General features: G+C 53.4%; 12 protein-coding genes. 8 read left to right on the forward strand and 4 right to left on the reverse strand.

All coding sequences use genetic code 11. The annotated features are described in order from the left end of the window. Positions 1-2 precede the first annotated feature (2 nt). Positions 3-1,748: a sensor histidine kinase gene (locus tag EJQ19_RS17810; protein ID WP_126142585.1), complete on the reverse strand. Its 1,746-nt coding sequence runs from the start codon at positions 1,746-1,748 to the stop codon at positions 3-5. Between the two features lie 492 nt (positions 1,749-2,240). On the opposite strand from EJQ19_RS17810, the gene hisS reads away from it, so the two are divergent. From hisS to EJQ19_RS17840, 6 genes are all read left to right on the forward strand, one after another. Next, complete coding sequence (gene hisS / locus EJQ19_RS17815; protein WP_126142586.1) at positions 2,241-3,506, forward strand: histidine--tRNA ligase; 1,266 nt, start codon at positions 2,241-2,243, stop codon at positions 3,504-3,506. A gap of 45 nt (positions 3,507-3,551) precedes the next feature. After that, positions 3,552-5,330: an aspartate--tRNA ligase gene (gene aspS, locus EJQ19_RS17820; RefSeq protein WP_126142587.1), complete on the forward strand. Its 1,779-nt coding sequence runs from the start codon at positions 3,552-3,554 to the stop codon at positions 5,328-5,330. Positions 5,331-5,373: 43 nt separating this feature from the next. Next, on the forward strand, positions 5,374-6,129 hold the full coding sequence (locus EJQ19_RS17825) for a tRNA threonylcarbamoyladenosine dehydratase (protein ID WP_126142588.1): 756 nt from the start codon (positions 5,374-5,376) through the stop codon (positions 6,127-6,129). Between the two features lie 147 nt (positions 6,130-6,276). Next, positions 6,277-6,804 carry a PadR family transcriptional regulator gene (locus EJQ19_RS17830; protein WP_126142589.1) on the forward strand — a complete coding sequence of 176 codons (528 nt, stop codon included), beginning with the start codon at positions 6,277-6,279 and terminating at the stop codon, positions 6,802-6,804. A 13-nt stretch (positions 6,805-6,817) separates the two neighbouring features. Continuing rightward, positions 6,818-8,353: an MFS transporter gene (locus EJQ19_RS17835; protein WP_126142590.1), complete on the forward strand. Its 1,536-nt coding sequence runs from the start codon at positions 6,818-6,820 to the stop codon at positions 8,351-8,353. Between the two features lie 482 nt (positions 8,354-8,835). Beyond that, a complete protein-coding gene (locus EJQ19_RS17840) occupies positions 8,836-10,155 on the forward strand; it encodes a replication-associated recombination protein A (RefSeq protein WP_126142591.1) in 1,320 nt (439 codons plus the stop codon). Here EJQ19_RS17840 and EJQ19_RS17845 read toward each other — a convergent pair. From EJQ19_RS17845 to mnmA, 3 genes are all read right to left on the reverse strand, one after another. Next, positions 10,150-10,548 (reverse strand): DUF3889 domain-containing protein, encoded by a 399-nt coding sequence (locus tag EJQ19_RS17845; RefSeq protein ID WP_164716601.1) that lies wholly within the window; start codon positions 10,546-10,548, stop codon positions 10,150-10,152. The genes EJQ19_RS17840 and EJQ19_RS17845 overlap by 6 nt on opposite strands. 623 nt (positions 10,549-11,171) lie before the next feature. Then, entirely contained in the window at positions 11,172-11,867 is a 696-nt protein-coding gene (locus tag EJQ19_RS17850) for an AlkZ-related protein (protein ID WP_126142593.1), read from the reverse strand. Positions 11,868-11,888: 21 nt separating this feature from the next. Further along, a complete protein-coding gene (mnmA, locus tag EJQ19_RS17855) occupies positions 11,889-12,980 on the reverse strand; it encodes a tRNA 2-thiouridine(34) synthase MnmA (RefSeq protein ID WP_126142594.1) in 1,092 nt (363 codons plus the stop codon). 319 nt (positions 12,981-13,299) lie between these two features. On the opposite strand from mnmA, the gene cymR reads away from it, so the two are divergent. Further along, a complete protein-coding gene (gene cymR / locus EJQ19_RS17860; protein WP_126142595.1) occupies positions 13,300-13,719 on the forward strand; it encodes a cysteine metabolism transcriptional regulator CymR in 420 nt (139 codons plus the stop codon). An 8-nt stretch (positions 13,720-13,727) separates the two neighbouring features. Next, the gene (locus EJQ19_RS17865; RefSeq protein WP_126142596.1) at positions 13,728-14,885 is read left to right on the forward strand and encodes a cysteine desulfurase family protein; all 1,158 of its coding nucleotides are present in this window, start codon (positions 13,728-13,730) and stop codon (positions 14,883-14,885) included. The last annotated feature ends 3 nt before the right edge of the window (positions 14,886-14,888 follow it).

A 14,888-nucleotide genomic window follows, 5' to 3' on the forward strand; every position in this document is an offset into this window, starting at 1 on the left:
ACTCACGCCTCCTCATAGTGGATCGGCAGCCGCAGCCGCACCGTCGTTCCCGCGCCTTCCCGGCTTTCGATATGGAACGAAGCGTCCGCTCCGAATTGAAATTTGACCATGCGATATACGTAGTTCAGGCCGATGCCAAGTCCGACCCGCTTGCGATCCCCGTTATCATCGTTGAGCAGCCGCCGGATGTCCGCCTCGGACATGCCTTCGCCGTTATCGGACACACGAATCACGACATGGGTGCCGTGATCATCAGCGATTTCGACTTCAATGACACTGTTCTCGTCCAAACCGTGATACAGTGCGTTCTCCACAAGCGGCTGCAAAATAAAGCGCGGCACTGGCAGCTCAAGCGCCCCTGCGTCGGCGCGAATATTCACGACGAACTGGAAGTTGTAGCGGATGGCTTGCAGCTCGACATACTGTTTGAGCGCATCGAGTTCGTCCTTCATTTTGGCCGGACCGCCTTTACCGAGGTTGTAATGCAGCACCTTGTTCAAGGTGGAGACAAGCTTGTCGATGTCTTTCTGCCCGTTGCCCCGCGCCAGCCAACGAACCGTGTCGAGCGTATTGTAAATAAAATGCGGATTGATCTGGGCCATCAATTTTTCCACTTCCAGCTGGGCCTTGCCTTGCTCCTTGAACGCCACTTCCGAGATCAGCTCATGAATGCGGGTGCGCATGTCGGCGAATTCCTTGTGAATGACGGCAAATTCGAAAATGGGCGAAGAGCGGACCTGGAACGTGTCATTGCCGCTCCGTATGTTGCGGATGTCGTTGTTCAGCTGCGACAGAGGGCGGTACATCGTGCGCCAAATATACCAGGCAATCAAGCAGCTCGCGGCCAAGGTCGCGACGGCAAATAGCGTAAATTCCATTATCCAACGGTTAATTTCTGCGCGGTAGACAGACTTGGGGATAGCCGCCATCACCTTCCAGGACTGGTTGCTGCTCTCTTCGTACGTATAGTAGGAACTGCGCATCTTCGCCGCCGCATATTTCGCCGCATCCGCTCCGATCGGGAACGCGGCCGTATTTTCGCTGTACACGACGGTGTCGTTGTCGTCCACGATCATATGAATCAGATTACCGCCATATTGGTCGTTCTTGATAATGCTTTCGGCGAGGCGAAAATTCGTCTCGATATATACATACACGTCGTCGCGGTCGGGGAGTTCCACCTGGCGGAGGATCGACAGCACGATATGCCCATCGATTGGGTTCAGCGACATATGCGGTCCGAAATAGCGAATCTTGTTGAATTGGAACAAAACGGGAAGACTGCGCAAATTGACAGCGCCGTTTAAGCTGTAAGTTTCGAACAAGGTCGTTTGCTCTTTGCCTAAGTAATAGAACATGAGGCCCAGCGTCGGATTCGTAAAATGAATCAAGCCCAGCTCGCTGCGAATTTCATCGCTTAGCTGCTTTTTCATATAGCCGTCGCCAGCGAGGTAACTTTCAAGGCTTTTGCCGACTCTTCCGTCAAAAGCGAGCTGCTGCGACGTATGATTAAGCTGGCTGAGCGTATCTTCCAGCGAAATGAGCACTTGATGCAGATTGCTTTTGACGCCGGCCTCGGCTTTGTTTTTCAAAATCGCGTACATCGAAAAGTACGAAATGCTCCCCAGAATAATCAGCGGAGCAAGCGAGCTTAGGAATAAGATCAGGATTAGGCGCGAACGCAGCGAATAAGGCTTCTTGGTGAACGGGTACGTGCCACGCCTGGGCTGGGTTCGAGTGAATGTCATGTGCTCAGTCACCTCACTTTTCAGAGTTCTCTGACAGTTCCATAGAGCACATGGCAATTCCTGCCTGTGCTGCTAATCTGACGTTAGTGCCTGGTTTAGCGCTGAACGCTTGACTTTGTTTCTGCCAATGATTACAATATACAATAATATAAATGAATGAAGATCCATTGAAGGGACCAAGTAGTTCGCCCCCACATCTCCAGAGAGGAAGTCCAGGCTGCAAGCTTCCGTTGATGAGCGAATGAACAGACTTCCCGGAGGACTGGTTGGGAACGGTATGTTTCAGACATGCTGAGTAGCAGCTGTGCGAATTGCGGGCGTTAACCGCTTAAGAGCAGACGTTTTGCTGCGTGTTCGAATAGGAACGCCAATCGTCTGAATGCTGGGTGGCACCGCGGGTGAATTTGTGAAAATCAAATCTCTCGTCCCTGACGAAAGTCGGGGATGGGGGATTTTTTATTTTCCAGAAGAGATAAGGGAGGTTGCGATGAAATGAGTATTCAGAAGCCGAAAGGCACACAGGACCTTCTCCCGGGCGAAGTCGAGAAATGGCAGTACCTGGAGAGCAAGGCGAGAGAACTATGCCAGCGATTCAATTATAAAGAAATTCGTTCGCCGATTTTTGAAAGCACGGAGTTGTTTTCACGGGGCGTCGGGGAAACGACGGATATTGTCGAGAAAGAAATGTACACATTCATGGATAAAGGAGATCGCAGCATCTCCCTTCGTCCGGAAGGCACGGCCGGTGTTGTCAGAGCGTTTGTCGAAAACAAGCTGTACGGGATTCCGGATCTAACGAAGCTGTACTATATTGGGCCGATGTTCCGGTATGAGCAGCCGCAGGCGGGTCGTTACCGCCAGTTCCACCAATTCGGCATCGAAGCGTTCGGTTCGGTCGATCCGAGCATTGATGCCGAGGTGATTGCCTTAGGCTATACCTTCTACAAAGAAATCGGGCTTAAAGAAGTGACCGTCGAGATCAACTCGGTCGGCACGCCGTCGGTTCGCACGGCTTATCGCGAGCAGCTGCAGGCGTTCTTTGCGCCGGTGAAGGAGAAGCTGTGCAAAGACTGCCAGTCCCGTTACGACCGTAACCCGATGCGCATTCTCGATTGCAAAATCGATGCGAAATACGGCGAAGGCGCGCCGGATATCCTCGAATTCCTGGATGAAGAGTGCACGACACACTTCAATCAGGTGAAAGAGCACTTAGCGGCGATGGACATTCCGTTCCGCATCAACCCTCGTCTCGTGCGCGGCCTCGACTACTACACGCACACCGCGTTCGAGTATAAAGCGGCAGGGATCGGCGCTATTGATACGATAGGCGGCGGCGGCCGCTACAACGGCCTCGTCGGCCAAATCGGCGGCCACGGAACCGATCAGCCGGGCGTTGGCCTCGGGCTTGGCCTCGAGCGCATTCTGCTCGTGCTGCAGGCGCAAGGCGTCGAGATTCCGAAGCCGGAGCCGCTCGATGTGTATCTGATCGGGCTGGGCGAAGCCGCAGAGAAACAAATCACCAAGCTGCTGCAGCAGCTGCGCGTGCAAGGCTTGAAAGCGGAGAAGGACTATCAGGGCCGCAAAATGAAAGCGCAAATGAAGTCGGCGGACCGCTTTAATGCAACCTACGTTGCGATTCTTGGCGACGACGAGCTGGAGCGCGGCGAAATTACGCTGAAGAAAATGGATACCGGTACACAAGTTACAGTTAGTCTAGCGGATCTTGCTGCAAATGCGGCAAAGACCCTATTCGCATAAACACGCAGCGCCATTATTAACCCATTCGAGGAGGCAGTTCTTATCATGATGCTCAAAACACATCATTGCGGCGAGCTTACGAAAGCTCAGGTTGGTCAAACAGTAACACTTAACGGTTGGGTACAGCGCCGGCGCGACTTAGGCGGCGTCTTGTTCATCGATTTGCGCGACCGCAGCGGTCTCGTTCAAATCGTATTTAACCCTGATTTCTCCGGCGACGCTTTGGCGATCGCCGACCGTGCGCGTAACGAGTACGTGCTGGCGGTAAAAGGAAACGTCGTCGAGCGTGACGCCGAAACCGTGAACAAAAACATCGCGACAGGCGAAATCGAAGTGCGCGTAACGGAAATTGAAATTATGAACGCGGCCAAAACGCCTCCGTTCTTTATTGAAGACGGCGTGGACGTGGACGAAACGGTTCGTTTAAAATACCGCTACCTGGACCTTCGCCGTCCGGAAATGCAGCGCACGCTGATGCTGCGTTCCAAAGCGTCGAACGTATTCCGCAATTTCCTGGATTCGAAGGGCTTTATCGACGTAGAAACGCCGATCTTAACGAAAAGCTCCCCGGAAGGCGCGCGGGATTATCTGGTGCCAAGCCGTGTGCACCCAGGCGAGTTTTTTGCACTCCCGCAATCGCCGCAAATTTACAAGCAATTGTTGATGGTTAGTGGTCTTGAGCGCTACTACCAAATCGCTCGCTGCTTCCGCGATGAGGACCTGCGCGCAGACCGTCAACCGGAATTCACACAAGTCGACATCGAGACGTCGTTCCTGTCCCAGGATCAATTGCTGGACCTGCTCGAAGAGCTTGTCGTGAAATTGATGAAAGAAACGGCGAACGTGGACATTGCTCGTCCGTTCCAACGCATCACCTACGCGGATGCGATGGGGAAATACGGCTCCGACAAGCCGGATCTTCGCTTTGGTATGGAACTGCAAGACGTGTCGGACATCGTGTCCGGATCCGGTGTGCAAGTATTTGCCAACGTTGTGAAGGGCGGCGGCCAAGTCAAAGCGTTGAATGCAAAGGGCTGCGGCACTTGGAGCCGCAAAGAAATCGATGACCTGCTGCCGTTCGCAGCTCGTTACGGCGCGAAGGGCCTCGCGTGGATTCAAGTCAAAGACGGCGAATTCAAGGGGCCGATCGTCAAATTCTTTACCGAAGCGGAAATCGCATCGCTGACCGAGCGACTGGGCGCGGAAGAAGGCGACCTCTTGCTCTTCTCCGCCGACAAGAAGAAAGTCGTTGCTGACGTACTCGGCAACCTGCGTCTGAAAATCGGCCGTCAGCTTGGCCTGATCGACGACTCTGTTTTCAAATATGCATGGGTGGTCGACTTCCCGCTGCTCGGTTGGGACGAAGAGGCGAAGCGCTATGTGGCTGAGCACCATCCGTTCACGCGTCCAAACGAGGATGATCTTCACTTCTTCGATACAGATCCGGGGCAAATCCGTGCGCAAGCGTATGATCTTGTCTTGAACGGCTATGAAGTCGGCGGCGGGTCGCAACGGATCTATCAACGTGAAGTGCAGGAAAAAATGTTCGCCGCACTTGGCTTCTCCAAAGAAGAAGCATATGACAAGTTCGGTTACCTGCTCGAAGCGTTCGAGTATGGCACGCCTCCGCACGGCGGTTTTGCATTCGGTTTCGACCGTTTGGTTATGCTGATTACAGGCAGAACGAATCTTAGAGAAACGATTGCTTTCCCGAAAACGGCAAGCGCAACCGATTTGTTGATGGACGCGCCAGGAGAGGTAGACGACAAGCAGCTTGACCAATTGTCGATTCGCGTAGCGCTGAAGCAGCCTGCGAAAGCCTAGGGCGTGTCTGAACCCAAAGAATTTTTGAAGAGGACGTGTTCCGATGCTTCATCAATTTTCACGAACTGAGCTGGCTATCGGCCCGGAAGGGCTGGAGGTCATGAAAAACAGCACGGTCGCCGTGCTCGGCATCGGCGGCGTGGGCTCCATCGCCGCGGAAGCCTTGGCGCGCACGGGTGTCGGCCGCCTCATCCTGATCGACAAGGATGTCGTGGACATCACGAACATCAACCGCCAGATTCACGCGCTGACGACGACCGTGGGGCAGCCGAAGGCGGACTTGATGCGCGATCGGATCAAGCTGATCAACCCGGAGTGCGACGTCATTTCGCTGCGGATGTTTTACACGGAAGAGACGTATGAGCAGGTGTTCGCTTATCCGATTGACTATGTGCTGGATGCGAGCGACACGATCGAGTACAAAATTCATTTGATTAAGCAATGTCTCGAGCGCAAGATCCCGATCGTCTCCTCTATGGGCGCCGCGAATAAAATGGACCCGTCGAAGTTCCAGGTTGCGGACATTTCCAAGACGAGCATGGACCCGATTGCCCGTGTCGTTCGGCAACGGCTGCGCAAAGAGGGCATTAAAAAAGGCGTGAAGGTCGTCTTCTCGACCGAAGAGCCGATGAAGCCGCGGCAGGATGTGACGGAGCAGATCGTACCGGCCAATGCGCCGGAGATCCGCAAAGCGAAGCAGCCGCCTGCGAGCAACGCGTTTGTGCCGCCTGTGGCAGGACTGATCATGGTGAGTGTCGCCGTGAAGGATCTGCTTGAAACAGGGCTGGCGAAGAAGTAAGAAAGAGATGCTTTTCCGAAATTCGTTTCGGGAGGGCATCTTTTTTTGATTTGTTTTATATATCGGATGAATATATATTGACTCGATATATATCGGTGTGATACTTTATTTTAGAAGGAAAAACGTTCCACTTGGAGGCAAACAAACATGAACAGTCAAGACGTAATCCTGGGCTTGTTAATGAAAGGCGGATTGTCGGGATATGACATCAAGCATCGGCTGGAGTCGATCTTCTCTTATTTTTACAATGCAAGCTATGGAACAATCTATCCGACTCTGAACAAGCTGGAGAAGGAAGGCTTCATTACCAAGATGAGTGTCATTCAAGAAGGCAGACCGAACAAGAATGTGTACACCATTACTGAGGAGGGGAGAGCGCAGTTCAGCACGTATTTGAAAAGCCCGATTGAGCCGAATGAATTTAAATCCGATGTCATGACGCGCATGTTTTTCGGCGAGTTTCTTGAGAAAGACGTGATGCTTGGCATGCTGGAGGATCATTTGCAAAAGGCGCGAGACAATTTGAACCGACTAACGGACATGTATCAGGCATGTATGCCGGGCATGTCGCCGACGCAGGAAATCTGCATCCAGATTGGCATCAGCAACTCTAAAAGTGTCATTGAGACACTATCGCAGGGCATTGAACGATTGAAAAAAACGAATGAGAAGTGAGGGGAAAGCACCAATGGGGAATAAGAAAGCGGGTTTTATTATTTTAGCGATGGCGTTGGGGCTCTTGATGTCGGCCTTGGATAACACGGTGACGTCGGCAGCCATCTCCCATATTATTAGTGATATTAAAGGTTTTGATAAAATCAGTTGGGTGTTTACCGCCTATATGCTGGCTTCCACCAGTACGATGCTCGTCTTCGGCAAGATGTCCGATATGTTCGGCCGCAAGCTGTTTTATCTGATCGGGATTTCGATCTTCCTGATCGGGTCGGCGTTGTGCGGAACGGCGCAGGATATGACGCAGTTGATCATCTACAGAGCGATTCAAGGGATCGGCTCCGGCGCCATTTTTCCGATTTCGTTTACGATTATTTATACCATTTTTGCGGATCCGAAGCAGGCGGCGAAGCTATCCGGCGTATTTGCAGGCATTTTCGGTCTTTCCTCGGTAGCCGGACCACAGATAGGCACACTGCTCGCCGATACGTGGGGCTGGCGTTGGTGCTTCTATGTGAACTTGCCGCTGGGCGTTTTGTCGTTCCTCGTGCTGTTCTTTGCGCTGAAAGAATCCCGTTCCGACCGCAAACCGAAAATTGACTTTATCGGCACGCTGTTCCTTATTATTTCAACAGTTTCACTCATGCTGGCGCTCGAATTCGGCGGGAAAGATTACGCCTGGGGCTCCTGGCAAATCGTCAGCTTGATCGCCGTAGCCGTCGTTGTCGGTTTCCTGTTCATCCAAGTGGAGCGGAGAGCTTCGGAACCGATTCTTCCACTGCCGTTATTCAAAAATCGGATGGTGCTCGGCACTGTCCTCGCCTGCCTCTGCCAAGGCGCCATCATGTTTGCTGCGATTGCTTACTTGCCGATTTTCTCGACCGCGGTGCTTGGGCAAGCGAATTCCAACGGTCTGTTGACGCCGATGATGTTCTCGCTGATGGTAGGCGCCGTCGGGTTCGGCTTCCTGCAGCGGTTCTTCAGCTTTCGTACTGTTTTCGCGTTCAGCATGACGATGGGCATTATCGTCAGCTATTTGCTTAGCGTCGTCAGCCACGATGCCAGCAAACTGTACATGATTTTCTTAATGGTACTGCTCGGCCTTGGTGCGATCGGCCCGCTGATGAGCGTGGCTCAGAATGCGGTTGCTCAAAGCGTCGACCGCAAGTACATCGGTGTCTCCTCCTCCATCGTCGGGTTTTGGCGGAACATCGGGGGTGTGCTAGGCGCGTCGATTATGGCGACGATCGTGAATAACAATTATACGGCTTTGATTAAAGTAGGAGCTGCGTCCCACGGGATTCCAACGGATAAAATCGCATCGATGGGGAATCCGGAGCAGTTGATTCGTGCAGGCAGCTCCCTGCCGCAAGAGGTAGCGGGTTTCCTGCGCGACTCGCTCGGCACGGCGATTAACCATGGGTTTGTTCTCTGCATCGCTTTTGGTGCGCTCGGCCTGTTGGCTGCTGTCATCGCCGGCCCGCTGAAGTTTGCGATGCCGGTGAAGCCGCAGGAAGCAAAGCCGGAGCAGGCGCCGACGCCGTCGGTTTAAGGGAGTGGGCATCTTGGTAGTGCATGCGTAGTGCGTGTGCAGTGCAATGTTGAGGTGCCAATTCACTTGAGGTTCGTCTTCAACTGGAATTTCTCCAGTTCATGTGGTGCAGTTAGCTCCAATAGGGGTGTTTAACAGGAAACCTCCAGTTCATTTCAAATGAATCGGCAGAAATGATCCGATATGTGGGAGATAAGCTGGAGAAATTCCAGTTCATGAGTTCAGCAGATTGCAATTTCGGCTGGCTAGTATGGCTGTGTGGGGATGAGGGCGAAGTTCTGAGATCACGAAGAGGATTTTTGAGGGTGTTTAAGTGACTACCTTGGGAAGCCTCTTCTTCATTTCTGCCGGGAACATGACAGGCTCTGTCCTGCGGAGTATAATGGAGGGATAGGCACTCCCTGCCAGAACCATCATGTCGCCGCGAACAGCATGAATGGGGCGTGGGAAGCGACTTCATTATATCGCAAAGGAAACGACCCATGGATTTATTTACTTTAGCTTCTTCCCAAGATCCGACAGGCAAGCTGTTGGCCGATCGCATGCGGCCGACCACGCTTGATGAATATATCGGCCAGGAGCATATCGTTGGCCGGGGCAAGCTGCTGCGGCGCGCGATCGAAGCCGACCAGGTGACCTCGATCCTGCTCTACGGCCCGCCCGGCACGGGCAAGACGACGCTGGCGAACATCATCGCCAACCGCACGCAGGGCGAGTTCATGAAGCTCAACGCCGTCGATGCGTCGGTGAAAGACGTGCGCGACATCATCGAAGTCGCCAAATCGAATAAAGCGCTGTATGGCCGCAAAACGACGCTGTTTCTGGATGAGGTGCACCGCTTCAACACCTCGCGGCAGGATGCGCTGCTGCCGGCCGTGGAGCAGGGCATCCTCATCTTCATCGGGGCGACGACCGAGAACCCGTTCCACCATGTGAACGGGGCTCTGCTGTCGCGCTCGACGCTGTTTCAGCTCGAGCCCCTCACGGCGGAGCATGCGCTCGTCGCCATGCGCAGAGCGATCGCCGATCCCGTCAAGGGGCTCGGTTTCATGCGCCTCCACGTGGACGAGGAGGCGCTCGAGCACATTGCGCGGATGGCCGTCGGCGACATCCGCCGTTCCCTTAACGCGCTGGAGCTTGCAGCGCTGACGACCTCGCCCGAACCGGACGGTACGGTTCGGATCACGCTGGAGGTGGCGGAGGAGTCCATCCGCCGCCCGATCGTGAAAGCGGACGAGTCGACGCAGTATGACGTTCTGTCCGCTTTTCACAAAAGCGTGCGCGGCTCCAGCGACGCCGCGCTGTTCTGGTTCCTCTATGCCGTCGAGAAGCTCGGCATGGATCCGATGACGTTCCTGCGGCGGCTGATCGTCGCTTGCAGTGAGGACATCGGCCTGGCGAACCCGCAGGCGATGGTGCAAGCGGTCACCGCGATGGACGCGTATCACAAGATCGGGTGGCCGGAATCAAAGTACATCATTTCCCAGGCAATTTTATTTGCCGTGGAGAGTCCAAAATCCAACTCCATTCCACTGGCGATTATGAAAGCGGAGCAGCTCATGGAGCGGGTCAAGTCCGCCAATGTACCTTTGCACCTGCGCGATACACACTACAAAGGCGCGGAGAAGCTTGGGCACAAAGGCTACATGTACCCGCATAACTATCCGGGGCATTACGTGCAGCAGCAATACTTGCCGGATGAAATCAGGCATGAAAACATCTTCGAGGCTTCCGAGCAGGGCACCGAAAGCAAAATCAAACAAAATCAACACAAAAGAAGAGGGATGCCTGCGGATTCATAACATCCGTAGGCTCCCTCTTAAATTTTGCTGCTCCATCAGAATCGCGAAGATGCGCTCTGAAACCGGATCGTAGCGAATCGTAACAATGAGCGGAAACTCTTTGCCTTGATGGCGTGCCCAGAAGCGGAACTGCTGCTGCGCGACACCTGGGGCCACATCTGTTTTGCCGAGATATTTGTAATCGAGCAGCGTATACACTTTGCCGGCCTCCTGAAAAGCAATCCGGCTCCACTTGGCATACCCGGGATCCAAAGTTGGCGCCGGGGGCGGTGATTGACTGATGAAGCCGAATACCGGAGCTTGCAGAGCCGCAGTCTGCGGACTTGTTTTCGCGGTACCCGATGCATCAAAGGCCTGTATAGCTACCATGATCAATATCATTGATAGAGGCATGAACATCCGCCTTTCCACATGAAATTTCTTCAGCTACTAGGTCAAACTTGCTTAACTTCCTGCATAACGTACATCAAAATAGCGGGCGTGAGCTCCTTTAAGCCGAAAATAAGGGGTGGAGTGGAGATTTAACTGTACAAAATGCAGACAACTTCGTTCGATTCCGGCATTTACGCTAAATTAGCTGTAGGAAATGCAGCTTGTCTCTAGCAAAACATGAAGTCTGCATCACCATCGCCAAGAAGACGCGCAGCGCCTCAAGCTTCTATGCGGCTCGACATATCAGGCCAAGAGGGGACGGCAAGGCCGTTCTTCTTTGCTTTAGCCTTTGCGGCAGGGAGGCGAGGCATACGAATGAGCGCCAAGGTAAATCCGCGCAATTCCGGTAAAATCGAACAAGCCCCCGACCGTTCGCAGCGTCTGCTAAGGAACGATTGGGGGCTATCTGGTTAGGGCATGTCTGAAAACCCGCTCAGGGGAATTTTTCACCACCTTTTCGCCCCCTGCTGCGTCACTTTCGCTTGACGTACCCCTGGTACGCCTTCACAAAAGTTCCTTGCATGGAACGAAAGTTCGGCAAAATCTGCGGCACTCGGAGCATTCAGACGCCCTAGGCAGCTCTTTTATTTCAATTTAAAAATCTTCCGCAAATACACATTGGCCGCCTCGCTAAACTGCGCTTCCAGCAGCGCCTTGAGCTGCGACTTCGCCTCCGGCGTAGGCAGCGTATTTGGTGTAATCCCATGCAGCTCCATCCAGTGGGCAGCCGTCATATAGCATGTGCTGTTCCAGCCGTTCTTGGTGCCGCTGGCGTTCAGCCGCTCGCTGATGCCCGAGATCACGATGTCGGTCGTGCTTTGCAGATCGACGAGCGCTCGATCGAATTCATTCTTCGACTCTTTCGCACTCAAGCCGGTCACCGCACGCAGCTGTTTGACATCAATGCCTTCGTGCGCTTCAATCGCATGGTACACGTCAACCGCCGCTTTGGACAGCTCGCCGTCAGCGTAGCGTTCGTCGACGGAATATGGTTCTTCCAGAATGTTCTTCACAAGGGGGAACAAAGAGGCATGAATCAGCATCGGCTTCTTAGCGAAAAAGCGCCCGTAAGCCGCAATCCCGTCACCCGGCAGCCGGTCGCGCCACAGCCACGGATCGGTGACAAGGCCGGTGTGCCACTGCGCAGGCACCGTCACGGATTCCAGTGAGAGATGTTCCGGGATAAAGGAAGAGAGGGGAAGAAGCTTCACCTCTTCCACAATGCGAATAACGTCCTCATAGGTGTCTGCTTTCAGCGAAGTTTCGTTCGGTGCTGCCATAAGCGTATCATCCTCTCCGAATTAGTCCTTGTGGACTTCGTTAATAATGCCGCCGCCAAGACACACATCCCCTTGATAAAAGACGACAGACTGCCCAGGCGTTACCGCTTTCTGCGGCTTGTCAAAGACGACATTGCATGTGCCGTCGGCCTGGAACGTTACGACAACGCCTTGATCCGGCTGGCGGTAACGGAACTTCGCCGTGCAGGTGAACAGCCCTTCGGGCTTCTCCGGCGAAATCCAATTGACGTCCGTAGCCGTCAGCCCTTTAGAGTAAATTCCCGGATAGTTCTCGCCTTGCACAACCAGCAGCTCGTTGCGCTCCAAATTTTTATCGACGACGAACCAAGGCTCGCCTGTGCCGGAACCGCCGATGCCGAGGCCCTGACGCTGTCCGAGCGTGTAGTACATCAAACCGTCATGCCGGCCTTTCACTTCGCCGTTGCGGATGTCGACCATGTTGCCTGGGCGGGCGGGGAGGTACTGGCTGAGGAACGTTTTGAAATCCCGCTCGCCGATAAAGCAAATGCCGGTGCTGTCTTTTTTCTTTGCTGTCGCCAGTCCGGCGCGCTCCGCAATTTCCCGTACTTGCGGCTTCGGCAGATGGCCGATCGGGAACATCGCCTTCGCCAGCTGCTGCTGGTTCAACGCGTTCAGAAAGTAAGTCTGATCCTTGTTCGCATCGTTGCCGCGCAGCAGCACGTACTCGCCATTCTCTTCCTTAACTTGGGCGTAATGGCCCGTCGCCAAATAGTCGCCGCCAAGCTCGACCACCTTTTGCAGCAGCTCGCCGAATTTGATTTCCCGGTTGCACATGACGTCTGGATTCGGGGTGCGGCCTTTTTTATACTCGTCCAGAAAATAAGCGAACACTTTATCGTAATACTGCTTTTCAAAATTGACTGTATAAAAAGGGATGCCGATCTGGTCGCAGACGCGGCGCACATCTTCCGCATCCTCCTCCGCGGTGCAGTGCCCGAACTCGTCGGTATCGTCCCAATTTTTCATGAAAATGCCAATCACTTCGTAGCCTTGCTCCTTCAGCAGCAGCGCAGCAACCGATGAGTCGACGCCCCCGGACATGCCGAGAATAACGCGCGTTTTTCTGGTCATCGTAGAAACCCTCATTTCTTTCATCACAAACGATGTTTATATCTAAATATCATCCTATTATACATCTCTCTGAACAAAATTTAAAATATTTCAAGAGAATGTCATCGTTTTTTTACCACATGTCAAAGGATTTATGATAACATAGATATGATATACGGTTACTTTGGAATGTTTTTGCGAAAAATGGAAACGCTGTTTACCAAGACAGGGACGGCCATCGTGCTTGCTTCGGCGGCATGAGGCGCGGTAAGCATTAGCAAGTTTTAGCGATACGGAACATACTCCTTGATGCCATATAATCTTGAATGAGGTGTACATTTTGAAAATTTCCACTAAAGGCCGCTACGGTTTAACGATCATGATGGAGCTGGCCAATCGAATAGGCGAAGGCCCGACATCTTTGAAAAGCATTGCAGAGAAGCACCAGCTGTCCGAGCACTATCTGGAGCAACTGGTCGCACCTCTTCGCAATGCGGGTTTGGTCAAAAGCATTCGCGGTGCTTATGGCGGCTATATTTTATCCAAAGCTGCCGAGCAGGTGACTGCAGGCGAAGTGATTCGCGTACTGGAGGGCCCGATTTCTCCGGTTGATTTTGAAGAAGAAGACGATCCGGCTAAGCGCGATCTCTGGATTCGCATCCGTGACAGCATTGCGGAAGTACTGGACTCCACGACTTTGGCAAGTTTGATTGCTTTCGAGGACAAAGGCAAGCACGACAATTACATGTTTTATATCTAAGGTGAGCTATGAACCCGATTTATCTCGATCACGCAGCAACAACGCCCGTACATCGCGATGTATGGGAGGCCATGTTGCCTTTCTATACAGAAAATTATGGAAATCCATCTAGCACCCACAGCTTTGGCAGAGCATCCAGAACAGCGCTTAACCGGTTCCGTGACGCAATGGCAAAGTCCTTGGGCTGCCTGCCGGCGGAGCTGATTTATACAAGCGGCGGGACAGAAAGCAACAACATGGCGATTTTCGGGATTGTGCAGGCAGCGGAGGCATCGTCGTCCGGGAAGAAACACATCATCACATCGGCGATTGAACATCATGCTGTTTTGCACCCCTGTGAACGTTTGGAACGGCTCGGCTACGAAGTTACCTATGTGCCGGTCGACGCTTCCGGACGCGTTACTGCCCGCGAGGTAGAGGCGGCTATTCGTCCCGACACCGCACTCATCTCGATGATGTATGTCAATAATGAAATCGGCACGGCTCAGCCAATTGAGGCGATTGGCCAGCTAGCCCGTGAGCGCAGCATTCCGTTTCATGTCGACGCGGTTCAGGCGTTGGGCAAACTGCCGATCCAGCTCAGTGAACTGCCGGTCGATCTCATGAGCTTCTCGGCGCACAAGATTTACGGCCCCAAAGGCATAGGAGCGTTGTATGTGTCTCGCGCTACGAAGCTGCTGCCGTATTTGCTTGGCGGCTCGCAGGAGCGCAAACGCCGTGCTGGCACAGAGAACGTAGGCGCCATCGCCGGATTTGCCAAAGCGGTGGAGCTGCTGCTGCCGCAGCAAGCGCAAGTGAGCGCCCATGCGGCCCAGCTTCGCGGACTGTTGCTTCAGCAATTGGAGCGGCAGTTGGGGGCAGACGGATTCGTCGTCAACGGCGATCCGCAGATGGCCGTCCCGCATATCGTGAACATTAGCTTTCCCGGCGTTTCCACAGAATCATTGCTCATGAATCTAGACTTGGAGGGCGTAGCCGCAGCCAGCGGATCGGCGTGCACATCCGGCTCGCTCGAAATCTCGCACGTGCTGAAGGCGATGAAGCTCCCAGAAAATGTCACACACTCTGCCGTTCGGTTTAGCTTTGGAATGGGGAATTCTAAAGAACAAATCGAAACGGCCGCTCAGAAAATTGCAACCATTGTTGCAAGATTGCGTATTACGTAATAC

The organism is Paenibacillus whitsoniae (assembly GCF_003955665.1).
Lineage (GTDB): Bacteria > Bacillota > Bacilli > Paenibacillales > NBRC-103111 > Paenibacillus_E > Paenibacillus_E whitsoniae.